Here is a 23,805-nt window from a genome sequence, read left to right as displayed (position 1 = left end):
TCACATGAAAAAAGTCCTCATCTTAGGCGTCAACGGCTTCATCGGCCACCACCTGTCCAAGCGCATCCTGGAAACCACCGACTGGCATGTCTATGGCATGGACATGAACACGGACCGCATCACGGAATTGCTGGAAGATGACAACTACAAGTCGCGCATGCACTTCTTCGAAGGCGACATCACGATCAACAAGGAATGGGTCGAGTACCACGTCAAGAAATGCGACGTGATCCTGCCGCTGGTCGCCATCGCCACGCCGTCGACCTACGTCAAGCAGCCGCTGCGCGTGTTCGAACTGGACTTCGAAGCCAACCTGCCTATCGTGCGTTCGGCCGCCAAGTACGGCAAGCACCTGGTGTTCCCGTCGACCTCGGAAGTGTATGGCATGTGCCACGACGAGGAATTCGATCCGGAAAACTCGGAACTGATCTGCGGCCCGATCAACAAGCCGCGCTGGATCTATTCGAACGCCAAGCAGCTGATGGACCGCGTGATCTGGGGCTACGGCATGGAAGGCTTGAACTTCACGCTGTTCCGTCCATTCAACTGGATCGGCGCCGGCCTGGACTCGATCCACACGCCAAAAGAAGGTTCCTCGCGGGTGGTGACGCAATTCTTCGGCCACATCGTGCGCGGCGAGAACATCTCGCTGGTCGACGGCGGCGCGCAAAAACGCGCGTTCACCTACATCGACGACGGCATCGATGCGCTGATGCGCATCATCGCCAACAAGAATGGCATCGCCAGCGGCAAGATCTACAACATTGGCAATCCGGTCAACAATTACTCGATTCGCGACCTGGCCGGCATGATGCTGACCCTGGCTGCCGAATATCCTGAATACGCCGAAGGCGCAAAACACGTGAACATCGTGGAAACGACTTCGGGCGCCTACTACGGTGCCGGCTACCAGGACGTGCAAAACCGCGTGCCGAAAATCACGAATACCTGCGAAGAACTGGGCTGGGCGCCAAGCACCACCATGGCCGATTCCCTGCGCAATATCTTCGACGCCTACCGCAGCCAGGTAGCCCAAGCCAAAGCCTTGATGGATTAATGTTGAGCAAGCCGTTCCTGACCCTGAAAATCGACGTCGATACCTATCGCGGCACCCGTGAAGGCATGGGCAATCTGGTGCGCATGCTGGCCGCGCACCAGGCCAAGGCCACCTTTCTGTTCTCGCTGGGCCCCGACCACACGGGCTGGGCCCTGCGGCGCGCCTTGAGGCCCGGCTTTTTCAGCAAGGTGTCGCGCACCTCGGTGGTCGAGCACTACGGCTTGAAAACATTGATGTACGGCACCTTGCTGCCGGGCCCCGATATCGGCAAGCAATGCGCGGCGCAATTGCGCGCCGTGCGCGATGCCGGTTTCGAGTGCGGCATCCACACCTGGGATCACACCCTGTGGCAAGACAACGTGGCCAAGCGCAACGCCGCGTGGACCATCAACATGATGCGCAAGGCCGCCAACCGCTACGAACAGGTGTTTGGCGCCAAGCCGCACACGCACGGCGCGGCCGGCTGGCAAATGAATGTCAGCGCCTTTGTCGAACACGACACGGCCGGCTACCGCTTTGCCTCCGACGGTCGCGCCATGCTCGACGCGCGCGGCGCCATGGCGCAGCCGTCGCAAGGCCCGCACCGCGTGCGCAACGGCAACACCATCCTGCAATGCGTGCAATTGCCCACCACCCTGCCCACCCTGGATGAATTGCTGGGCTGCGAAATCGACGGCAAGCTGATCACGACCGGCAATGTTGCTGCGCACATATTGTCGCTGACGGCGGACAATCCGCGCGACCACGTGTATACCTTGCATGCGGAACTTGAAGGACAGAAACTCGCCCCCATTTTCGAACAACTGCTGGCGGGCTGGAAAGCCCAGGGCTACCAGTTTGCAGCGATGGGCGATTATTATGAAAAGATAAAAGAGTCGGACTTGCCCGTTTGCCCCATCACCTGGGATGAGTTGCCCGGGCGTTCGGGACGCCTGATTGTGCAGGGCAAAGCGGCCTGAATGCTGTATTGTTGCACCTGGATGCGTTGCCAGATTAAAAAAACAGCGCTGATGATCACCGTTCAGGAGAGAACCTGTGGCTGATAGCCAATCCCTCGTTAGCATACCCGACTTTAGTGCCGCCATGACCAGCGGCAAGACCTTTCAGTTGCTGGGCCGTCCGGCCAAGGCCACGGTGCTGTTTTTCTATCCGAAGGACAACACCCCTGGCTGCACCACGGAAAACATCGCCTTCCGTGACGCGTATCCGCAATTTGTCGCCGCCGGCGTGGAAATCTACGGCATCAGCCGCGATTCCCTGCGCTCGCACGAAAGCTTCAAAGCCAAGCTGGAACTGCCATTCGAACTCATTTCCGACCCGGACGAAGCCGTTTGCCTGCTGTTTAACGTCATGAAGATGAAACAGATGTATGGCAAGACGGTCCGTGGCGTCGAACGCAGCACGTTTGTGATTGACGCCCAGGGCCGATTGGTGAAAGAATGGAGAGGCGTGAAGGTCGCAACTCACGTGGAAGAAGTGCTGGAATTCGTGGCGCGTCTGAATTGATCATCTGTTCTGATCGCATGCGCGTTGTCGGCATCCAGCCAGCTTGGTTCGACATTAGCTCAACCGCAGTTCAGTTCACGGTACCTATCGCCATTTTGAGTCAACGAAGCGCCTCCACCCACTCCGCCAGGCGGGCCTGCAGCCCGCCGATGGCGTCCATGACCAGCCATGTTGCCGGCCTTCCGGCAGTCTCTCGTCCTGTAGCATTGTTGTTCCCCCCGCATCCACCCCATGAGAAGTGCCGCCAGAAGCTGGCTGCCCATGGGCGATTCATTCCAGAAATTTTTTGATTGAGATCCTGATGCCACTGCCAAAATTACCGAGCAAGCCAGCCACCATCCTGGCCACCCAAGATTATCCAACCGCAGGCGCAGCGCGCCCGGCCACCAAAACCCCGGCAGCCAAGAAAGTGGCTGCACCGATCATTGAAGCGGCGATAGCCGAAGTTGCCAAGCCGGTCCGCAATGCGGCCACGAAGATCAAGCAAGTGGCGGCCCTGATGGTCGCCAAGCCGGCGCCTGCGCCAGCCGTTGCCGCGCCTGTTGCCGCCCCCGCTGCCGCACCAGCGGCGCCGGTAAAAGCCGCGCCTGCGGCGAAAGGCAAGGTCACGCCGATCAAGTCCGTCAAGCAGGCCGAGCAGCCGCATCCGGCCAAGCACAAGGCCGTCGAAGTCCAGCTCAAGTCGTCCGCCAGCCGCGCCGCCGACCAGCGCGGCATCCGCAAGCTGTTCGTGCTCGACACCAACGTGCTGATGCACGATCCATCGTCGCTGTTCCGCTTCGAGGAACACGATGTGTACCTGCCGATGATGACGCTGGAAGAGCTGGACAACCACAAGAAGGGCATGACCGAAGTGGCGCGCAACGCCCGCCAGGTGTCGCGCACGCTCGACGCCCTGATCAGCAACACGGACGACGACGCCATCGAGCAAGGCATCCTGCTGTCCAAGCTGGGCAACAAGGACGCCAAGGGCCGCCTGTTCTTCCAGACGCGATTGCAAAACGCCGACCTGCCCGCCGGTTTGCCAGTCGGCAAAGCCGACAACCAGATCCTCGCCGTCGTGCGTTCGCTGGAGTCGGAACAGGATGGCCGCCCCGTCGTGCTGGTGTCGAAAGACATCAACATGCGCATCAAGGCGCGCGCCCTGGGCTTGCCGGCCGAAGATTACTTCAACGACCATGTGCTGGAAGACACGGACTTGTTGTATTCGGGCATCGTGCAGCTGCCGGACGACTTCTGGAACAAGCACGGCAAGGACATGGAATCGTGGCAGGAAAGCAAGAACGGCTACAGCTCGACGTTCTATCGCGTGACGGGCCCGTTCATTCCATCGCTGCTGGTCAACCAGTTCATCTACCTGGAACCGAAAAACGGCGAAACGCCGTTCTACGGCCAGGTGAAACAGATCAATGGCAAGACGGCCGTGCTGCAAACCCTGCGCGACTTCAGCCACACGAAGAACAATGTGTGGGGCGTGACGGCGCGCAACCGCGAACAGAATTTCGCGCTGAACTTGCTGATGAACCCGGAATGCGACTTCGTCACCCTGCTGGGCCAGGCCGGTACCGGCAAGACCCTGCTGGCCCTGGCCGCCGGCCTGGCGCAAGTGCTGGAAACCAAGCTCTACAATGAAATCATCGTCACCCGCGTGACGGTGCCCGTCGGCGAAGACATCGGTTTCCTGCCCGGCACGGAAGAAGAAAAGATGTCACCATGGATGGGCGCCTTCGACGACAACCTGGAAGTGCTGAACAAGTCCGACTCCGATGGCGGCGAATGGGGCCGTGCGGCAACGCAAGACCTGATCCGCTCGCGCATCAAGATCAAGTCGCTCAACTTCATGCGCGGCCGCACCTTCGTCAACAAGTTCCTCATCATCGATGAAGCACAGAACCTGACGCCGAAACAGGTCAAGACCCTGGTCACGCGCGCCGGTCCCGGCACGAAGATCCTGTGCCTGGGCAACATCGCGCAGATCGACACACCGTACCTGACGGAAGGTTCGAGCGGCCTGACCTACGTGGTCGACCGCTTCAAGGGCTGGACCCACAGCGGCCACGTCACCCTGGCGCGCGGCGAGCGTTCGCGCCTGGCCGACCACGCCAGCGAAGTGCTGTAAGTTATAGGGCGGCGCAAGCTGTCCCATTCATTCGAAGCCCCGGCTGCAGCGATGCAGGCGGGGCTTTTTCATGTGCGCGACTTTTTCCTGCGACATGGTCTAATACCGCTCTCTTTCCTCCAGGACACCGTATCCGATGCCTCCCGCCTTCCAGTTGCTGCTTTGCCTCTTCATCTTCATGTTGATCCACATTTCCGTCATGGCGGCCTGCGCCAGGCTGTTCGGCATCACGGTCCGCAGCATCAGCTACGGCGTGGGCCCGACCTTGCTGAGCTGGGGCAAAGTGCGCGTCAAACTGCTGCCGCTGGCCGGCAATGTAGTGCTGAAAGATACGCGTGAAGAAACCTTGTATGACGACGATCCCTGCCTTGACGCGTATAACTTCCAGCCGCTGTGGAAGCAGGTGCTGCTGCCATTGAGCGGCGTGGCCGTCTTGCTGGCCTTGTCGCTGGGCATCATGGGAACCTCGGGCTGGGAGCGCTTTATCGCCGCCTTCGGGCAGATCGTCCACGGTGCGCTGGCACCGTTGTCGACGGCGCAGGAATTGCTGGGTGAAGGGGAAACGTTTGCCCGCACGCACGGCTTTGCGCTGGTGTTCGCCCTGTTCGCATTGAAACTGTGCGCCTTCAACCTGCTGCCGTTCGCCGGCTTGAACGGCGGACAGGCGCTGCTGGCCATCGCCCGCGGCGGCAAGCCGTATGTGGAGTGGGAAGAGACGGCAGCAAAATGGCTGTTGCTGCCGGGGTTGGCGATCTTGCTGGCGTGGGCGGCGGCGCTGGCCGTGTATTGCTGGCGCGCGCTGGGGCTGTAATCGCACGGCCCCGGCTGGCTACCGCCTAGAAATTCACCTTCAGGCTCAACAGGGCTTCGCGTTCGGCGCCACGGAAGATGCCGCCAAAGTATTTTTTGTCGAAGACATTGCCGATATTCAGGGCCAGGCGGTAACGTGCCGTTTCGTAGGCCACGGCGATATCGGCCAGGGTGTACGGATCATTCATGTACTGCGCATTGACCGCGCCATTGTAGGGTGAACTGCCACGGTAGCGCAGGCCGCCGGCGAGCATCAGACCAGGCACGGCCATGGGCCTGTAGTCGAGCCAGACGCTGGCCGCATGGCGTGTCGTCTGCAGGGTCTGGCGGCCGATTTCATAGGCGTGGTTGCTCTTCGTCGTGCGCGGGTCGAGATAGGTGTAGCCGGCCAGCACGCTCAGCTCGGGCAAGGGTTTGAACGTGCCTTCCAGTTCCACGCCCGTCGAACGCACCTCGCCCGTCTGTATCGACGAACGTGGGTGCAGCGGGTCTGGTGTCGTGACATTCGTCTGCGTCAGATCAAACAACGATGCCGTCAGCATGGTCGATGTGCCCGCAGGCTGGTACTTGATACCCAGCTCCACCTGCTTGCCCTTGCGTGGCTGAAAAGCCTTGCCGTCAAAGTCGCGGCCCGTGGCCGGGTCGAACGAAGTGGCATAGCTGGCATACGGCGCCACGCCATTGTCGAACAGATACAGCACGCCGGCACTGCCCGTGGTGGCATTGTCGTCGATGCGCGTCGTCGCGGCATTGACCTGCGTGCTGCGCGCACGGTCGTGGCGCAGGCTGGCGTTCGCCACCCACGGTCCCAGTTTGAACTGATTCAAGGTATAGATGCCCGTCTGCTTGAGGTCAGTATCCGTATGGTCAAGTTCAGGCGCGGCGATCGCCTGATGGTACACCGGCAAATAAATATCCAGGTCCGGTACGTCCCAGCCAAAGCCCAGGCCGTCATTTTCCTTGTATTTCAGGTAGTCGATGCCCGCCACGAACCGGTGTTCGATCTCGCCCCAGCGAAAGTCCTTCTGCGCACGGCTGTCCACCGTCCAGGTCTTGCCATCCACTTTTTCAGCCAGGCTGCCGCGCGTGGCAGTACGCCCGTCCGCCAGCAAAGCCTGGGCGTAGATATGCTGGTAATCGACCTTGATGGTGGCATAGCGCAAGTTTTGCGTCAGCTTCCAGCCATTCCCTGTTGCATGCTCGAACATATAGCCGAGGGCACGCGTATCGCGGTCGAAATAGTCGAAGGACGGATCGCCCGCCGTGCGGCTGACGGGCAAGTCCTTGATTTGCGGATAGGCAAACAGGCTGGGCCACCATGGTTTCGGTGTGCCCCGCTCTTGCGAATACGTGCCCAGCACGGTCAGGCTGGTGCGCGCCGAGATGTCCCAGCGCAACGAGGGCGAGATGGAAACGCGGTTATTCTTCGACGCGATGGGACGGTCGTCGGCATCGCGGCCCGTCAGCGTGACGCGGTACAGCAAGTCATCGTTGCCCGCGACGGTGCCGCCCAGGTCGGCATTCATCTGATAGCGGTGGTAGCGCCCTGCCGAAAAACCCACGCTATTGACGTGGTCGGCGCTCGGCAGCTTGGAAGTGACATTGATCATGCCGCCCGGGCGGCCCTGGCCGTAAAAGACGGACGCGGGACCCTTGATGACTTCGACGCTGTCCAGGTCTTCCATTTCGCTGTTCCAGGAACCATAACTGCCCGCCGACAACAGCTTCAAGCCATCCTGGTAGTACGAACTGCCATCGCTGAAGCCGCGGATGGTGGCGCCCGACATGCGCACGTCAGCGCCCGTCACGTCCGTCAGCACGCCCGCCGTATAGGCCAGCGCCTGCTCGATGCTTTTCGGTGCCTGCGTCTTGATCTGTTCACGCGTGACGACGGAAATGGCGCGCGGCGTCTCGATCAATGGCGTGCCCATCTTGGTGGCGACCACGCTGATGGGCACATAAGCGCGCGACACCGTGCCCTCGCCTGCGTCAGCCGCTGCCTTGACGGTAATCAATGGCATGACGGCGTCGGGCGCCTTGCTGGCCACGGCAGGCGCGGCGCGCAGCACGTAGCTGCCCGCCTCCAGTTCGACTGCCTGCAAACCCGTGCCCTCCAGCAACACAGCCAGGGCAGCCTGCGGCGTGTACTGGCCTTGCAAGCCGGCCGTACTTTTGCCACTGGCCTGGTCGGGCGTGTAGCTGAGCAAGACATTCGCGGCGCTGGCCAGGCTACGCAGCGCGGGTGCCAGCGGACCGGCCGGTATGCTGTAGGCCAGGCGCGTAACGCCAGCCTGCTGGACATTGGCCACTTGCGCCTGCGCCAGGGCTGGCATGGCCGTGTACAGCGCGAGGCTGCACACGGCCAGCGACACGGCACGGGCGATGGGAAGGATTTTCGGTGTGGAAATATGGTGGTGCTGCTTGCGACTGACGGACATGGTGTAAAGCCTCTCAAATGGACTGCTGAAATGATTCCCCTACTTAGCAGGTGCCTTGAGAATGCGAATCGGTCAGGCTAGACACGAAAAAATAATGCCTGCCGGCAGTATCGACTGGCCGGCAGGCATGCGCTGTACTGCGGCGATCAGTTCACGCGCTTGGCCGGCATATCCTGCCCTTCCTGACGCAGCACCAGTTGTTGCGTCTTGCCATCGGCATCCTTGCTGAAGCGCACTTCCGCATCGACTTCATTCGAGAAGAAAGCCGTCTCGCTCATCGGCAGCATGGCCAGCTTGCGGAAACCCGTCACCTGGGCGAAGAATTTATCGCCCTCGCGCGTCACTTCCAGGTAGACCTCGGGCGCCAGCGCATACTTGCCCACGTAGGCATCGAATTGCGCCGTCGTCATGGCAACCACCGTACGCGCCGGCTTGGCGGCGCTGGCGCGCTCGTGCACCGACTTCGATTCGCCGCCATCGTTGAGGATCAGCTGTGCTTCGCCCTTCGGTCCCCGCTCGAATTCGGCTGTGGTGAGCGTATTTTCAATCAAGAAACCATTTGGCGAATATGCCATCATGCGTTGCGCCGGGCCGCCCGTGCGCTGCAGCAGCAAGTTGCCCTCGAAGTTGCGGATCGTATAGCCGGCCTTGTCGTTGATGGCGTACACGCCCGCATAGGCGTCCAGGATGGCGGGCTTGAGCGTAATGACCTTGATCTCGGGATACGGCCGGCCCACGGCGACGGCGGCCGCTTTGCGCGCCACCACGTCCGGGTCGACCAGGCCCGTGTCCGAATTTTCCAGCACGGCCACGTAGACTTTTTCCTTGGGCAAGCGCATCGCATACGTGGCAAAGCCATTGATGCCGCCGCCATGGTGGATGACGGGCGTGTTTTGCCAAGTGCCCAGCATCCAGCCATAGCCGTAGCGGGTGGCCTTGCCATCGTTCAGTTTTACCGGCGTGAACGCCTGCTGCCAGGTGGCGGCCTTGAGCAGCTTGCCGTCCGAAATGGCCGCATCCCAGCGCGCCAGGTCGTCCACGGTGGAGACGAGCGCGCCAGCCGCATACGGCTGCGTCATGCTCAGGGGCAGGTTCGGCACATACGCCTCACCCGAACGGATATGTCCGGCCGCGCGCTTGCCAGGCTGGCGCTCGTGGCCTTCATAGGCTGTGTCGTTCATGCCCAGTGGTACAAAGATCTGCTGTTCCATGAAAGTGGCATACGGCTGGCCCGAAGCCTTTTCAATGATGGCGCCCAGCAGGAAATAGCCGGAGCTGCTGTAGCGCCACTGCGTGCCCGGCTCAAAATCGAGCGGATCGTTCTTGAAGAAATCGATCATCTGCGCCACGCTCAAGTCTTTCGTGCTGTTGGGCACGAATTCAGGCTTGACCGTATAGTCGTGGATGCCGGAGGTGTGCGCGAGCAGCTGCGCGATCGTGATTTTCTTGCCGTGGGTCGGATAGTCGGGCAGGAATGTCGTGATGTCATCGGTGACGGCCAGCTTGCCCTGGTCCGCCAGCAGCAGGATGGCGACGGCCGTGAACTGCTTGGAAATGGAGCCCAGGCGCAGCGACATGTCGGGCGTCAGCGGCTGGCCATCCTGCACGCTGGCCAGGCCATACGCCTTGCGCAACAGGGGCTGTCCCTCCTTGACGACGATGACCACGGCACCGGGTTCGGCAGATTTGTAATACGGCGCGATGCTGGCATCGATTTGCGCTGCCAGCGCCTGCTGCCGGGCACTCAGTGGAGCGGGCTGGCCGGCCCAGCTGGCAGGTGTTTGCAACAGGATCAGGGTGGCAAGGCACAGACTGGAGACTTTAAACATGCAAATCACTTTCACAGGAGGGATAAACAAGCTGACCATGCCCCTGGCGGCGGCTATCGGGATAATGGATTTACTATAGGAAATATTTCCATTTAGCTCAGCCAGCCTAACAGACGCCCCTGCCGCAAATCTCTCTCTTTGTCACGTGTCGCAATGCACGCCAGCTTGCCGCCATGATTTTTTGGCTACCTATCGTATGCTCGACTCAGTGCCGCGCTGAAATTCACACAAATACTTACAAATGAAATATTCATTCATGAAATGAATAACACCTATCGCCACTGTGAATTGGCTGGAAACGGGTCTGCGGCCTATACTCAAACCGTCTCCCCTACATTGTTTCCCATGCACACCCTGCTCAGCCCGCACACACAGCGGGCTTTTTGTTCCCGGCATTTGCCATTCTGTCTTTCCCCCCTTACCGATCACCAGCCCCAAACCGGGAGCACAGCATGATCGTGCGCGAGCGTCCTTCGGCGCTACGGCTGTTCCTGGTGGTGCGCGGCTCCGTCCTGCCGCGCATCCGCACCACCCTCATCGTCAATACCCTGATCGCCACCCTGGTCACCTGGTGCCACGGCACCCTGTTCGATCACAAGGTCATCCTCACGACCATCCCGTTTACCCTGATCGGCTTGCCGCTGGCCATCTTCCTGGGCTTTCGCAACACGGCCGCCTACGACCGCTACTGGGAAGCGCGCAAGCTGTGGGGCGAACTGGTGTTGCGTAGCCGTAATTTCTCGCGCCAGTGCCAGACCATGATCCGCAGCGCTACGCCAGCCCACGCCCGGCTGGGCCTGGACGATGTGCGCGTGCGCATGATCTACCGCACCATCGCCTTTTGCCACGCCCTGCGCCACCAGTTGCGCGACACGCGCGGACCGGACGACTTGCAGCCGCTGCTGCGCCCGGCCGAATGGGAAGCGGCCTGCAAGGCCTCGAACCCGTCCGACTACCTGATGCTGCAGATGGGCCACGACCTGGCCGACTGCATCCAGCAGGGGCGTATCGACAGCATCCTCACCGCACAGATCGATAACACGGTCTCGGCCATGGTAGCGGCGGGCGCCTCGTGCGAACGCATCCGCAGCACGCCGATTCCGTTTTCGTATTCGCTGCTGCTGCACCGCACGGCGTATCTGTACTGTTTCCTGCTGCCTTTCGGCCTGGTCGACTCGCTCGGTTTCATGACGCCGTTCGTCGTCGCCATCGTCGCCTACACCTTCTTTGGCCTCGATGCCCTGGGCGACGAGATTGAGGAACCATTCGGCGAAGATGCCAACGATTTACCGCTGTCGGCCATGTGCCGCGCCATCGAAATCAGCTTGCGCGAATCCGTGCAGGACGAGAACGTGCCGCCGCCCATGCAAGCCGACGATTTCCTGCTGAATTGATCCACACGCCAGCTTTTCCCTTGACCTTCCCATCGGGGGAAGGCTTACAGTGGACGCACTTAATCATTCAAGGAGTGCTTGCATGTATCAGTTACAAGTTGAAAACATGAGCTGCGGCCATTGCGTCGGCTCGGTCACGAAAGCGGTGCAAGGCGTCGATCCGCAAGCGCAGGTGCAGATCGACCTGGCCAGCAAGCGCGTCACGGTGGAATCGCCCGCCGAACTGGGCGCCATCAGCGCCGCGATCGTCGAGGCCGGTTATCCCGTTACCAGCGCGCAATAACAACCACGCAGCAACAAGACAGCCGGCCTATGCGCCGGCTGTTTTTTTATCCGTCCAGCTCGGGATAATGGCGGAAGATGCCTTCCTCATTGAACGCAATTCTGCGCTTCGACCGCAGGTAGCGGGCGATATTCGGCCGCGCCGCCACCGTATCGTGCAGCGCAAACAAGGCAGGATACTGCGGCGCCAGGCGTGCCATGGCTTGCGGAAACGCATAGCGCAGGCCGGCCAGCATCTGGAACAGCGACAGGTCTCCATACGTGAGTCTGGCCCCCACCAGATAACGGCCGCGGCTGTTCAGCAACACGTGCGTGAAATAATCGAGGAACTTGGGCAGGCGCGAGGCGCGGAAATCCGCGCTGCGCAGTATGGCTGCCTGTTTTTGCTCTTCATAATATTGATTCATCGACAGCGGATGGTGCGTATCGTGCACTTCCGTCAGCCAGTCGGCCAGCGTCAGTTGCAGCTGGTTCAGCCACAGGCGGCCGCTTTCCGCGCGCGGCGCCAGGCCCAGGCGCCGGCCCAGGTACAGCAGGATATTCGTGGTCTGGCCGATCAGCACGTCACCATCGCGCAGCACGGGCGGCGCGTAGGCGGCGTGTGGCGTGCAGTCGCCGTCGAGGCAGGCCAGCATGGCGGGCATGCCCTGCCCATGGCGTTCAGGCAAACGGGCGATATCGCGGTACTCGGCGCCCGCCTCTTCCAGTGCCAGGCGGATGAATTCGCCGCGCCCCTGTATCGTGGGCCAATAATACAGTTCATACGCCATACCACCTCCGTTGATTTACCTCAATGGCAGCAAGCCTTCGCTTCCGTTTCACCGGCCAGACCCAGGCTTTGCAGGATGGGGCAATCGGGCTTGTCGTCGCCATGGCACGATTGGGCCAGGTGGGCCAGGGTATCGCGCATTTCCGTCAGTTCCGCGATGCGCTTGTTGAGCTCGGCGACGTGGGCCAGGGCGATGCCTTTCACGTCCGCGCTGGCGCGCTGGTCGTTTTGCCACAGCGACAGCAACTCGCGGATCTGTTCCAGCGAAAAACCCAGTCCCCGCCCGCGCTTGATAAAACGCAAGGCGTGCAAGTCGTTCGGCGTGTAGATGCGGTAACCGGCATCGCTGCGCGCGCTGGGTTTTAGTAAGGTAATGCTTTCGTAGTAGCGTATCATTTTTGCCGATACGCCCGTTTCACTGGCTGCCTGGCCGATATTCATGCTATGACTCCTTGGTATGCGCACTGCGGGCTTTCCAGCGGCGCAGCAACAGGGCATTGCTGATCACGCTGACGGAACTGAAGGCCATCGCAGCGCCCGCCACCATGGGGTTGAGCAGGCCGAAGGCGGCCAGCGGAATGCCGATCATATTGTAGATAAATGCCCAGAACAGATTCTGCCGTATCTTGCTGTAGGTGCGGCGCGAGATATCGATGGCGTCCGCCACCAGGGCCGGATCGCCACGCATCAGCGTGATGCCGGCCGCATGCATGGCCACATCGGTCCCCGTCGACATGGCGATGCCTACGTCGGCGGCCGCCAGCGCGGGGGCATCGTTGATGCCGTCGCCCACCATGGCCACCCTGGCGCCCGCGCCTTTCAGTGCGGTGATTTTAGCGGTTTTATCGGCCGGCAGCATTTTCGCCGCCACCGTGTCGATGCCCAGCAGCTTGCCGACGGCGTCGGCGCTGCCCTGGTTGTCTCCCGTCAACATCACCGTGCGGATGCCCAGGCTGTGCAGATGGGCAATGGCCGCCTGCGCATTCGGCTTGACCTGGTCGCTGAAGGCGAACAAGCCCAGCAGTTCCGATCCCGAGGCCAGCCAGGAAATCGTGTTGCCTGTATTTTCCAGCGACAAGGCTTGCGCCGCCAACGGCGCCATGTCCACGTTTAACTCCTGCATCAGCCGCGTGCTGCCCAATTTCAGTTCCAGGCCATCGACCTGGGCCGCCAGGCCACGGCCCGGCAAGGCCGACAGGCCTGTGGCGGGCAAGGGTTCGATATGGCGCGCGCCGGCCGCATCCAGCACGGCGGTGGCCAGGCTGTGCTCGCTACCACGCTGGATGCTGGCCGCCAGCTGCAACAGCCGTGCATCGTCGATGCCGTGCGCATGCAGGGCCGCCAGGGCGGGCTTTCCTACCGTCAGAGTGCCCGTCTTGTCGAACACGACGGTATCGACGGCGTGCGCCACTTCCAGCGCTTCCGCATCCTTGATCAGGATGCCGTAGCGGGCGGCCACGCCCGTGCCGGCCATGATGGCCGTCGGCGTAGCCAGGCCCAGCGCGCATGGGCAGGCGATGACCAACACGGCCACGGCATTGATGATGGCATTTTCCAGCTCGCCGGTCGCAAACCACCAGCCCAGCATGGTCAGCAGCGCCAGCACCAGCACCACGGGAACAAAGATCGCGCTGACCTTGTCGACCAGGTGCTGGATGGGCGCCTTGGCCGCCTGCGCGTCTTCCACCAGGCGAATGATGCGCGACAAGGTCGTCTCGCCGCCCACGGCTTGCGTGCGCACCAGCAACAAACCATCGGCATTGATGGCGCCGCCCGTGACCTTGTCGCCCGGATGCTTATCCACGGGCAAACTTTCGCCCGTGATCAGCGACTCGTTGACCTGGCTGGCGCCTTCCACCACCACGCCGTCGACAGCCACCCGTTCACCGGGGCGGATGACCACCAGGTCACCCACCTTCACCTGTTCCACGGGCAAATCGATCTCGACGCCGTCGCGGCGCACGCGGGCCGATTCCGGACGCAAGACTTGCAGTGCACGGATGGCCGAAGCCGTCTGGCGCTTGGCGCGGCTTTCCAGCCATTTGCCCAGCAACACCAGCGTGATGACGACGGCTGACGCTTCAAAGTACAGGTGCGGCAAGATCTCGCCCGCCGTCAGCCATTGATAGACGGACAAGCCATACGCGGCGCTCGTGCCCAGCGCCACCAGCAAATCCATATTGCCGCTGCCCGCGCGGGCCGCCTTCCAGCCCGCCTTGTAGAAGCGCGCGCCAAAGTAAAACTGCACGGGCGTGGCCAGCGCGAATTGCAGCCAGCCAGGCAGCATCAGGTGGATGCCGGCCCACTCGAGCAGCATGGGCAGCATCAGGGGGAAAGCCAGCACGGCCGCGAACGCCACTTTCATGCCGTCGCGGTTGGGCACGGCGGCAGGTGCGCTGGCCTGGCTGGCGGCGGGAACTTTGGCTTCATAGCCGGCCTTGTCGATGGCGGCGATCAGGACGCCCGCATTGGCGTCGCCCGTCACCTTGACGCGCGCGCTTTCCGTGGCCAGGTTGACGCTGGCGGCAAGCACGCCCGGCACTTTCAGCAAGGCTTTTTCCACCCGACCCACACACGAGGCGCACGTCATGCCGGCGATGTTCAGGTCGATCTCGCGCTGCGCCACCGCATAGCCGGCCTTGTCCACCGCCGCCTGCAAGATGGCCAGCGGAACGTTCTGGCTGGACGCCACCCTGGCCGTATCGGTGGCCAGGTTGATGCTGGCGCTGGTCACGCCCGGCACGGCCGCCAGCGCTTTTTCAACGCGGGCCACGCACGAGGCGCAGGTCATGCCTTCGACCGTGAACGATTGCAAATAAGGGGAAGCTGGCTGCATGGCGCTGATCCTGTAGATAAGAGGTGATGTCTACAGGATCGTCCCTACCATGATGGGAAGGTCAAGCGAAACTTAGCGTACTTCGCAGTCGACATTGTTCGACTTGCCCGGCGTGCCGTTGCTGGCGGTCGGACCCGTGCTGGAATTGAACACGGGCGGCGGCGCAAACGAAATCCCAGGATTGGCCGGCAGCAGCACCGGTGGCTGCCGGAAATTCGGCGTATAGCCGAACTGGCCAGCGGAAAAATTACTCGTACCCGCTGGATTCGTCACATGAATCAGGCCATCGAGCACTTGCACATACAGCCCTGGCGGCCTGGCCGGCGTCGGTACGGTGGGTGCAACCGACGTTGGCACGTGCGTCGAGGGCGCCAAGTACTCGACAATAAAAAACGTGCCGCGGATGCCGATGGTGGCGACCGGCGTTTTCAGGGAAAACTTTTCCTTGTTGCGCTTGCCCAGCAAGCCCGACAGCGAACGCAAGCCTCCCTTGACCAGGTTGAACGAGGCCCGGTCACCGTCCGGCTGGTCGGCCTGGTAGGCGAACTGCTCGACCACAAAGGTGGTACTTGGCTTCAGGGTGATCTCGCTGTTGTCGATGAATTTCACCAGGGCATAGGTGTTTTTCTCCGTCACCAGCGTATCGCCAGCCTCCACCTCGGACTTGAGCGACAGCACCTTGATCTTGCCGTCGGCCTTTTTCGCCATCATCGGCCCGCTCAGCTGCGTCACCGTGCCGGCCACCTGGGCGAACGCATGCAGGCTGATGCTCATCAGCACTAGCCACAGCATGGCGCCCGCCAGCATCGACCTAGTTGCAATAGGTCTTCTTGATACTTTTTTGAAGTTCATCTGGTGCTTCCTTCGTCGATTCTTTGGATGGGGCGGCCAGCAGCGGCGTGGCCACGTTGTTGGGCGTAGTGAGCTGGTTGAGCGGGTTGTATTGCTCGCTGAACGCCGGCAAGGTATTGACGGCGCGGATGATGGTGCTTGGCGGCACCACGGGCGTCGTCACCGGCTGGGCCACCAGCACCGAGGCCGGCACGTTGACCCGGCCATTCGGCGCCAGCAGCGACACGGGCGCGCCGCGGCTGTTGATGCGCACGGTCTCGGCGGCGGTCAGGTCGCCGTTTTTCGCCAGCACGGCGATGCCGCCCGTGGCCTGCACATCGAGCGTGGCCGCGCCGGCAAAAGTGACGCCGGTACCGGCCGTGACCGCGATGGCGCGCGCCGCATTGACGCGCGCGCCGTCTCCGAAGGCCACGTCCGTACTGGAATCGACGGTGATGTTGTTGCCTTTGACTACGCCCTGCACATTGACGGGGCTGTGTGCGATCAGGCTCACATTGCCGCTATTGGCATCGATCGCATGGCTCTCGATGCCGCCCGTGCTTTCGATGCGCACGTCGCCGGAACCGGTCGACAGGGCGCCCAGCACCAGCACATCAGGCGCACTGGTATTGCTCAGCGCAATGCCACCGGCGCCGCTGTTGCCAGCGCTGAAGTTCTTGACACGGTTGCCGGCGTCGTTCAGCACGGTGCCAGTTTGCGATTGCGTGGCCAGGCTGCCGGCAACCACGGCGCCGCTCTGGCTGATGGCGCCGGCGCCAGCGTTCAGGCTGATGCTATTGGCGGTCAATGCCGCGAAACGCAGGTCGCCGGCGGCCTGGGTCACGGCCAGGTTGCCGCCGATATGGATGGCGCCGGCGCTCTGGCTGAAGCTGTTGCTGACCGTAACATTGCCCAGGCCGCCCAGCAAGCCGCCGGTCTGCGCATAGTTGGCCACCGTCAGCGCATTATTGACCAGCAGGCTGCCGCCGGTGAGGTTCAGGCCGCCGCGCGAGCTCAAGCGATCAAGCACGGTGTCGCCGGCCGCCGCCGTGTACACCACGTTGCCGGTGCTGGCCGCGAAATCGGCCGCCAGCACATTGGCGCCGCTTGGCGCCACGCCGCCTTCCCAGTTGGCGGCGTCGCTCCACAAGCCACCGGCCGCGCCGATCCAGGTCGACAAGGCGCGCTGGGCGATGCTGGCCTGGGCCACGCCGCCGGTCGAGGTCAAAGCGTAGTTGCCGGCATCCGCGCCCGACAGGCCAAAGCCGCTGACATTGACCGTCTTGCCGCTGCCATAGTTGCGGTCGGCAAACGTGCCGCTGCCGCCCGCCAGGCTGACGGCATCCTGGCCGATCACGCCCACCACGGTGCCGCTGACATTGGCCACTTGCGTGCCGTCGTACACCTTGTCGCTGGCGCTGACGCTGGCCAGGGTCAGCGCGGCGCGGGCAATCGTGGCCGTGGTCGCGCCAGTCGTGTCGGCCAGGCGGTAGTTGCCAGCATCGTTACCGGACAGGCTGGCATTCTGTACCGTTACCGTCTTGCCGCCGCCGGCATTCTTGTTGGCGAAGGCCGCGCTGGCCGATGCGCTCAGCACATCGCCGGCGATGCGGTCGTCGCTGATCGCCACCTGCGCGCCGGTCATGCCGTCATACACCTTGTCGACACCCGTATAGCCCAGGTTCAGCGTACGCTGCGCGATGCTGGCCGTTGCCGTGCCACCGGTCGTGCCCAAGGTGTAATTGCTTGCGTCAAGGCCGGACAGGCTGGCGTTTTGCACCGTCACGACTTTGTTGCTGCCGGCATTCTTGTCAGCGAATGCACCGCTGGCCGTTGCCGTCAGCACATCGTTGGCGATACGGTTGTCGGTAATCGTCAATGACGCGGCGCTGTTGCCGTCATAGGTCTTGCCCGCAGCCGCAAAGCCCAGCGCCAGTTCACGCTGGGTGATGGTGGCGCTGGTGGCGCCGGTGGCCGAGGTGAGTACATAGTTGGCGGCATCGGTACCGGACAGGCTGGCGTTTTGCACCGTCACCACTTTGTTGCTGCCGGCATTCTTGTCAGCGAATGCGCCGCTGGCCGTTGCCGTCAGCACGTCGTTGGCGATACGGTTGTCGGTAATCGTCAATGACGCGGCGCTGTTGCCGTCATAGGTCTTGCCTGCGGCCGCAAAGCCCAGCGCCAGTTCGCGCTGCGTGATGGTGGCGCTGGTGGCGCCGGTGGTCGAGGCCAGCACATAGTTGGCCGCATCGGTACCGGACAGGCTGGCGTTTTGCACGGTCACCACTTTGTTGCTGCCGGCATTCTTGTCAGCGAATGCGCCGCTGGCCGTTGCCGTCAGCACGTCGTTGGCGATACGGTTGTCGGTAATCGTCAATGACGCGGCGCTGTTGCCGTCATAGGTCTTGCCTGCGGCCGCAAAGCCCAGCGCCAGTTCGCGCTGCGTGATGGTGGCGCTGGTGGCGCCGGTGGTCGAGGTCAGCACATAGTTGGCGGCATCGGTGCCGGACAGGCTGGCGTTTTGCACCGTCACGACTTTGTTGCTGCCAGCATTCTTGTCGGCGAATGCGCCGCTGGCCGTTGTTGTCAGGATGTCACCGGCGATACGGTTGTCGGTAATCGTCAATGACGCGGCGCTGTTGCCGTCGTAGGTCTTGCCCGCGGCCGCAAAGCCCAGCGCCAGTTCGCGCTGGGTGATGGTGGCGCTGGTGGCGCCGGTGGTCGAGGTCAACACATAGTTGGCCGCATCGGTGCCGGACAGGCTGGCGTTTTGCACGGTCACCACTTTGTTGCTGCCGGCATTCTTGTCAGCGAATGCGCCGCTGGCCGTTGCCGTCAGCACGTCGTTGGCGATACGGTTGTCGGTAATCGTCAATGACGCGGCGCTGTTGCCGTCGTAGGTCTTGCCCGCGGCCGCAAAGCCCAGCGCCAGTTCGCGCTGGGTGATGGTGGCGCTGGTGGCGCCGGTGGTCGAGGCCAGCACATAGTTCGTGGCATCGGTACCGGACAGGCTGGCGTTGCGCACCGTCACGACTTTGTTGCTGCCCGCATTTTTGTCCGCAAATGCGCCGGACGCTGTTGCCGTCAGCACGTCGTTGGCGATACGGTTGTCGGTAATCGTCAATGACGCGGCGCTGTTGCCGTCATAGGTCTTGCCTGCGGCAGTGTAGCCCAGCGCCAGTTCGCGTTGCGTAATGGTGGCGCTGCTGGCGCCGGTGGTCGAGGCGAGCACATAGTTGGCGGCATCCACGCCAGACAGGCTGGCGTTCTGCACCGTCACGACTTTGTTGCTGCCGGCATTCTTGTCAGCGAATGCGCCGGACGCTGTTGCCGTCAGCACGTCGTTGGCGATACGGTTGTCGGTAATCGTCAATGACGCGGCGCTGTTGCCGTCATAGGTCTTGCCTGCGGCCGCAAAGCCCAGCGCCAGTTCGCGCTGCGTGATGGTGGCGCTGGTGGCGCCGGTGGTCGAGGCCAGCACATAGTTGGCCGCATCGGTACCGGACAGGCTGGCGTTTTGCACCGTCACCACTTTGTTGCTGCCGGCATTCTTGTCAGCGAATGCGCCGGACGCTGTTGCCGTCAGCACGTCGTTGGCGATACGGTTGTCGGTAATCGTCAATGACGCGGCGCTGTTGCCGTCATAGGTCTTGCCTGCGGCCGCAAAGCCCAGCGCCAGTTCGCGCTGCGTGATGGTGGCGCTGGTGGCGCCGGTGGTCGAGGTCAGCACATAGTTGGCGGCGTCGGTGCCGGACAGGCTGGCGTTTTGCACCGTCACGACTTTGTTGCTGCCGGCATTCTTGTCAGCGAATGCGCCGCTGGCCGTTGCCGTCAGCACGTCGTTGGCGATACGGTTGTCGGTAATCGTCAATGACGCGGCGCTGTTGCCGTCGTAAGTCTTGCCTGCGGCCGCAAAGCCCAGCGCCAGTTCGCGCTGGGTGATGGTGGCGCTGGTGGCGCCGGTGGTCGAGGTCAACACATAGTTGGCGGCATCGGTGCCGGACAGGCTGGCGTTTTGCACCGTCACCACTTTGTTGCTGCCGGCATTCTTGTCAGCGAATGCGCCGCTGGCCGTTGCCGTCAGCACGTCGTTGGCGATACGGTTGTCGGTAATCGTCAATGACGCGGCAGTGCCACCATCGTAGACTTTATTGGCGCCGGCAAAGGCCAGATTCAAGGTGCGTTGCGTGATCTCTGCCGTGCCGCTGGCGGTGGCAGCCAGGCTGTAGTTGCCCATCGCGCTGCCGGTCAAGGTCAGTTCGCTGAGATTGACGGCCTTGACGCTGCCGGCGTTCTTGTCGACAAATTGCGCGCTGCCGGTCACGCCCACGGTATCGCTGCTGACCGTGTTGCCCAGGCTGAGGGCCGCGTTGGCAAAGCCGAGCTGACCGTCATACACCTTGCTGCCGCCGAGGATCACGCTCAGGGCGCGCGGCGTGATGGCCACGGTGGAGGTACCGGCATAGCTGATATCGTATTGGGTCGACCACAGGCCGCCCAGCGCATAGTTGCCGACATTGCGCGCGTTGCCATAGCTGGCCGTACCGCTGGCTGCCAGGTCGCCATTGAGCAGGCCAATATAGCTGAGCTGGCCGACGCTGGCCACCTGGCCATCATAAACCCGGCTGGCCGCGCCGTCGGCGGTGACCGTCAAGGATGTCAGGAAAGCCTTCAACAGTGGCGTGGTATGGCCGTCGTAGATGCGCCAGATGGCATTCTCGCCGAAATTGAAGCCGCCGAAGCTGCTTTGCTGCTTCATTTCGGCCGTAGTGCGCCCGGCAGAGCCGCCCTGGTCGAAAATGGTGCCGGCGGTAGTGTAGTCAAAGAAAGCCGGCCCCACAGCCGCGCCCGCATCTGCGCGTCCGACCACGGCGCCCACCGTGCCCGACGCAAAACCGCTGCCCGATACGATGCCTGAGAAATACAGGCGGCTAGCGCTGCTGCCCGCCACGCTCCAGCCAATCACACCACCCAGATTCTGCTGGCTCACCGCGCTGTTGGCGGACAAGCCGATGGCGCCGGTCGCATAGGCGTCTGCGATAGTGCCGCCATTGCGTCCGACCAGGCCGCCGACACTGGCGCCGCCGCCCACGGCACCGGTGGCATACGCTTGCGAGATGGCGCCATCGTTATCGCCCACCAGGCCGCCGACCCGTTCGCCGGAAGCCGTGACGGCGCCGCTGGCGCGCGCCACGGTGATCGTGCCGCCGCTGTTGTTGACGCCCACCAGGCCACCGACGCCAGCCTGGCCGGTCACGCTCATGCTGCTTTGCACCTGCTCTATCGTGCCGCCCGCAGCGACCACGCCGGCCACGGCGCCCACATTGTTGTTGCCGCTGGCATTGCCACCCAGCAGGTTCAACTGGCGCACCGTGCCTGTCGTGCCGTTCCCCAGCTTGCCGAAAAGACCGGTGTTCAGGTTGCCGTTCGGCGCGCTCTCGCCGTGGATTTGCAAGCCGCTGACGGCATAGCCGGCGCCGTCCAGCACCCCGGAAAAACCGCCCGAATCGCTATGCGCGATGGGACGAAAACCGGCGCCGTCATTCCAGGCGCCCGTGCCGCTGGCGTCGATATTGCCGGCCAGGCGATAACTATTACTCAGGTCCAGGCTGGCGATGCCTTGCAAGCCATACACGTCGGCGATGACATACGGTGCGCCCGCGCTGCCGTCGCCGTTTGTAGCGCGCAAGAAACTGGCACCGGGAGCGATGATGAAATTGCCTGCTGAAAAGGCTGGCAGACCGGTCGTATTTTGCGTCCAGGTGCCGCTGGCCAACCTGAAGGTCCCCCCCACATTGACGGCGCCCGCGGCACTCACTGTCGATCCCGCAGTGAGGCTCAGGCTGCCGGCCACAGCTAGCGCATGATCGATCGCGATGGCGCCGCCCGTCACCAGCTGCAAGGTAGCCGGCCCCGTGGCGCCGCTCGCCACCGTCACCGCCTGGTCGACGCCGATGGCGCCTGTCATGGCGGCATGGCCGAGCGTGAGGTTCGCTGCGGAAATGGCATTCAGGTCGGCGCTGGACAGGCTGAGTTTGCCAACCGCCTTGCTGCCGAGATTGATTTCACGGTTGGCCGACTCCGCGCGCAAGGTCACCGCAGCGCCGCCTGCCTCACCGCCGTAGGCCACGCCGCCCTGCAAATTCATGTTATCGGCCTGCAACAGCAATGTCTGCCCCACCGCCGTGCCGACGATCTGTCCGCCGCTGCCATTGAGGACGATGCGTCCGTCGAATTTGTTGGCGCGCAGTTCCGCATTGCCGCCGCCGACATTCAAGCTGCCCGCCACGCCGAAGACGATATCGGCGCCCGTCAGGGCAACCCCGCCGCCCTGGCTGGAGAGGGCCGCATCGACATGCAAGACGGCCGAGCTGCCTTGTGCCGTGGCGCCGCCATTGTCGTTGGCCGACAGAGTCAGCGCGCCGCCATTGGTGGTAATGGCCTGGTTGACGTTGATGCTGTTGCCAGCCTGCGCCGTGAGTCCCACGCTGGCCTGGGTGATGGCGACGGCTGCGTTGAAGTTGATGTCGTGCTGTGCCTGCAGCACCACATTGCTGGTGGCCGCCGAAATCAGGCCGGCGCCGATAGTGGTCGTGCCCGTCGTCGGCGCATCCGTAAAATCGTTGACGCCGCTCAGCGCGCCGCCATTGCCGGCGACCACGTCGATGTCATACGGATCGAGCAGCCAGTCGCCCGTCTTGCCGCGCGCCGCGCGGGCGCGCGTATCGACCCTGGCGCCGTCGACGGCCAGGTAATGGCCCGACGTTTCCACCAGCCCGCCGTTGCCCGAAGCACTGCCGCCGCGCGCCGAAATGCTGCCGAACACGCGCGCCGTCTCGTTGCCCCAGACGATGACCTTGCCGCCGTCGCCGCTTTGAATCGCGTCGGCGGCGATGGTGGCGTCCTTGCCGACGGCGACCTGGCGCGCATTGGCAATCGCCGCGTTCTTGCCCTGATAGTCGCCGCCCAGCAGCACCGTGCCGCCGCCCGTGGCGCCGCTGGCGTCCACTTTGGCGTTGCCTTGCATGCCGACCTGGTCGCCCAGCACGGTAATCTCGCCACCCTTGCCCAGCGCACTGGTGGCGCTGGTGACGCTGCCGTTTTCCAGCAGCGTCTTGCCGCTGGCTTTCAACACGATCTTGCCGTTCTCGCCGACCACCGCGCTATTGGCGTTGAGCACGCCACGCTGGTTCAGCAGCGCGCCGACCATGCCGATGCGCCCGCCCTGCGCCACGATCTGGCCCACATTGATGGCCTGATCCGCGGGGGCCGACAGCACCACGCGCAAGTCCGGGTTGGCGGCGTCGGCCAGTTGCACGCTGTGGCCGGCGGCCAGCAGCACGTCGCCGTTCGGCGCGGTGATGATGCCGCTGTTTTCCACGTTCGGCGCGATCAGCAGAATCTGCCCGCCGCTGCCGGCATGGATGGTTCCCTGGTTGATGACGGCGCCGGCCTGCTCGCCGGCATTGAAATTCATCTTGCCAGCCAGGAAATCCTGGTTCGACAGCGCCAGGCTGGACGCCACCAGCCCCGCCACGTCGACCCGCGCATCGCGGCCGAACAGCACGCCGTTCGGATTGATCAGGAAAACTTTGCCGTTCGATTGCAGGGAGCCGAGGATCTTGCTGGGGTCTTGCCCCGTAATGCGGTTGAGCACGCTGCTGCCGGCGTTTTGCTGGAGAAAGCGCGTGATTTCGCCCGGATTGACGGAAAAGCTCTGCCAGTTGATGATGGTATTGGGCGTATTGGTGATCGTAAACAGATTGCCCTGCTGGTTGAAGGTGGCCTGGCCATGCACCACTTGCGGCAAGACCGGATTGGCGTGGGCGGCGCTGAAACAGGCGGCAATCAAGAGCGCCAGCGCGGTGCGGCGCAGCGGCGGCTCGACAGGGCCGCCAGCAGGCACGCTGCGCAATGGTTTTTGTTCGGTCATG

Annotated in this window: 14 protein-coding genes; 7 read left to right on the top strand and 7 right to left on the bottom strand. The window is 62.9% G+C overall.

What is annotated here, in order from left to right:
* Window positions 1-4: 4 nt before the first annotated feature.
* The 5 genes from KY494_RS25355 (at window position 5) to KY494_RS25335 (ending at window position 5,493) form a co-directional block, all read left to right on the top strand.
* A complete protein-coding gene (locus KY494_RS25355) occupies window positions 5-1,057 on the top strand; it encodes a bifunctional UDP-4-keto-pentose/UDP-xylose synthase (RefSeq protein ID WP_099762873.1) in 1,053 nt (350 codons plus the stop codon).
* Window positions 1,057-2,016 carry a polysaccharide deacetylase family protein gene (locus KY494_RS25350; RefSeq protein WP_219888632.1) on the top strand — a complete coding sequence of 320 codons (960 nt, stop codon included), beginning with the start codon at window positions 1,057-1,059 and terminating at the stop codon, window positions 2,014-2,016. Before KY494_RS25355 ends, KY494_RS25350 begins: the two co-directional genes overlap by 1 nt.
* A 124-nt stretch (window positions 2,017-2,140) precedes the next feature.
* Entirely contained in the window at window positions 2,141-2,563 is a 423-nt protein-coding gene (locus tag KY494_RS25345) for a peroxiredoxin (RefSeq protein ID WP_258194989.1), read from the top strand.
* A 301-nt stretch (window positions 2,564-2,864) separates the two neighbouring features.
* Complete coding sequence (locus KY494_RS25340) at window positions 2,865-4,682, top strand: PhoH family protein (protein ID WP_219888631.1); 1,818 nt, start codon at window positions 2,865-2,867, stop codon at window positions 4,680-4,682.
* Between the two features lie 136 nt (window positions 4,683-4,818).
* On the top strand, window positions 4,819-5,493 hold the full coding sequence (locus tag KY494_RS25335; RefSeq protein WP_219888630.1) for a site-2 protease family protein: 675 nt from the start codon (window positions 4,819-4,821) through the stop codon (window positions 5,491-5,493).
* A gap of 25 nt (window positions 5,494-5,518) precedes the next feature.
* Here the strand turns inward: KY494_RS25335 and KY494_RS25330 are convergent, their stop codons facing one another.
* Both KY494_RS25330 and KY494_RS25325 read right to left on the bottom strand, forming a co-directional pair.
* Complete coding sequence (locus KY494_RS25330) at window positions 5,519-7,930, bottom strand: TonB-dependent siderophore receptor (protein WP_258194457.1); 2,412 nt, start codon at window positions 7,928-7,930, stop codon at window positions 5,519-5,521.
* Between the two features lie 146 nt (window positions 7,931-8,076).
* Window positions 8,077-9,759 (bottom strand): serine hydrolase, encoded by a 1,683-nt coding sequence (locus KY494_RS25325; protein ID WP_219888629.1) that lies wholly within the window; start codon window positions 9,757-9,759, stop codon window positions 8,077-8,079.
* 452 nt (window positions 9,760-10,211) lie between these two features.
* Between KY494_RS25325 and KY494_RS25320 the strand changes: the two genes are divergently transcribed.
* Both KY494_RS25320 and KY494_RS25315 read left to right on the top strand, forming a co-directional pair.
* Window positions 10,212-11,153 (top strand): bestrophin family protein, encoded by a 942-nt coding sequence (locus KY494_RS25320; RefSeq protein ID WP_219888628.1) that lies wholly within the window; start codon window positions 10,212-10,214, stop codon window positions 11,151-11,153.
* An 82-nt stretch (window positions 11,154-11,235) separates the two neighbouring features.
* A complete protein-coding gene (locus KY494_RS25315; RefSeq protein ID WP_077407505.1) occupies window positions 11,236-11,436 on the top strand; it encodes a heavy-metal-associated domain-containing protein in 201 nt (66 codons plus the stop codon).
* Between the two features lie 46 nt (window positions 11,437-11,482).
* On the opposite strand, the gene KY494_RS25310 is transcribed toward KY494_RS25315, so the two are convergent.
* The 5 genes from KY494_RS25310 to KY494_RS25290 form a co-directional block, all read right to left on the bottom strand.
* Entirely contained in the window at window positions 11,483-12,205 is a 723-nt protein-coding gene (locus KY494_RS25310; RefSeq protein ID WP_219888627.1) for a glutathione S-transferase, read from the bottom strand.
* Between the two features lie 20 nt (window positions 12,206-12,225).
* On the bottom strand, window positions 12,226-12,645 hold the full coding sequence (gene cueR / locus KY494_RS25305; protein ID WP_219133806.1) for a Cu(I)-responsive transcriptional regulator: 420 nt from the start codon (window positions 12,643-12,645) through the stop codon (window positions 12,226-12,228).
* A gap of 1 nt (window position 12,646) precedes the next feature.
* Entirely contained in the window at window positions 12,647-15,040 is a 2,394-nt protein-coding gene (locus tag KY494_RS25300) for a heavy metal translocating P-type ATPase (RefSeq protein WP_219888626.1), read from the bottom strand.
* A gap of 72 nt (window positions 15,041-15,112) precedes the next feature.
* Window positions 15,113-15,832, bottom strand: coding sequence for a FecR family protein (locus KY494_RS25295; protein ID WP_258194455.1), 720 nt, complete (start codon window positions 15,830-15,832; stop codon window positions 15,113-15,115).
* A gap of 19 nt (window positions 15,833-15,851) precedes the next feature.
* A complete protein-coding gene (locus tag KY494_RS25290; protein WP_219888624.1) occupies window positions 15,852-23,804 on the bottom strand; it encodes a YDG domain-containing protein in 7,953 nt (2,650 codons plus the stop codon).
* Window position 23,805: the final 1 nt, after the last annotated feature.

The sequence above is a fragment of the Janthinobacterium sp. PAMC25594 genome, assembly GCF_019443505.1.
In the GTDB taxonomy this organism is placed as follows: Bacteria; Pseudomonadota; Gammaproteobacteria; order Burkholderiales; family Burkholderiaceae_D; genus Janthinobacterium.
The sequence above is the reverse complement of the archived record's forward strand: the minus strand, read 5'-3'. Positions and strand labels throughout refer to the sequence as shown.

Excerpts from the sequence above, each read along its gene's own strand:
- KY494_RS25310 (WP_219888627.1), bottom strand. The coding sequence starts at position 12,205 with ATGGCGTATGAACTGTATTATTGGCCCACGATACAGGGGCGCGGCGAA.
- KY494_RS25315 (WP_077407505.1), top strand. The coding sequence starts at position 11,236 with ATGTATCAGTTACAAGTTGAAAACATGAGCTGCGGCCATTGCGTCGGC.
- KY494_RS25355 (WP_099762873.1), top strand. The coding sequence starts at position 5 with ATGAAAAAAGTCCTCATCTTAGGCGTCAACGGCTTCATCGGCCACCAC.
- KY494_RS25295 (WP_258194455.1), bottom strand. The coding sequence starts at position 15,832 with ATGCTGTGGCTAGTGCTGATGAGCATCAGCCTGCATGCGTTCGCCCAG.
- KY494_RS25350 (WP_219888632.1), top strand. The coding sequence starts at position 1,057 with ATGTTGAGCAAGCCGTTCCTGACCCTGAAAATCGACGTCGATACCTAT.
- KY494_RS25300 (WP_219888626.1), bottom strand. The coding sequence starts at position 15,040 with ATGCAGCCAGCTTCCCCTTATTTGCAATCGTTCACGGTCGAAGGCATG.
- KY494_RS25330 (WP_258194457.1), bottom strand. The coding sequence starts at position 7,930 with ATGTCCGTCAGTCGCAAGCAGCACCACCATATTTCCACACCGAAAATC.
- KY494_RS25290 (WP_219888624.1), bottom strand. The coding sequence starts at position 23,804 with ATGACCGAACAAAAACCATTGCGCAGCGTGCCTGCTGGCGGCCCTGTC.
- KY494_RS25320 (WP_219888628.1), top strand. The coding sequence starts at position 10,212 with ATGATCGTGCGCGAGCGTCCTTCGGCGCTACGGCTGTTCCTGGTGGTG.
- KY494_RS25335 (WP_219888630.1), top strand. The coding sequence starts at position 4,819 with ATGCCTCCCGCCTTCCAGTTGCTGCTTTGCCTCTTCATCTTCATGTTG.
- KY494_RS25340 (WP_219888631.1), top strand. The coding sequence starts at position 2,865 with ATGCCACTGCCAAAATTACCGAGCAAGCCAGCCACCATCCTGGCCACC.
- KY494_RS25325 (WP_219888629.1), bottom strand. The coding sequence starts at position 9,759 with ATGTTTAAAGTCTCCAGTCTGTGCCTTGCCACCCTGATCCTGTTGCAA.
- KY494_RS25345 (WP_258194989.1), top strand. The coding sequence starts at position 2,141 with ATGACCAGCGGCAAGACCTTTCAGTTGCTGGGCCGTCCGGCCAAGGCC.
- cueR (WP_219133806.1), bottom strand. The coding sequence starts at position 12,645 with ATGAATATCGGCCAGGCAGCCAGTGAAACGGGCGTATCGGCAAAAATG.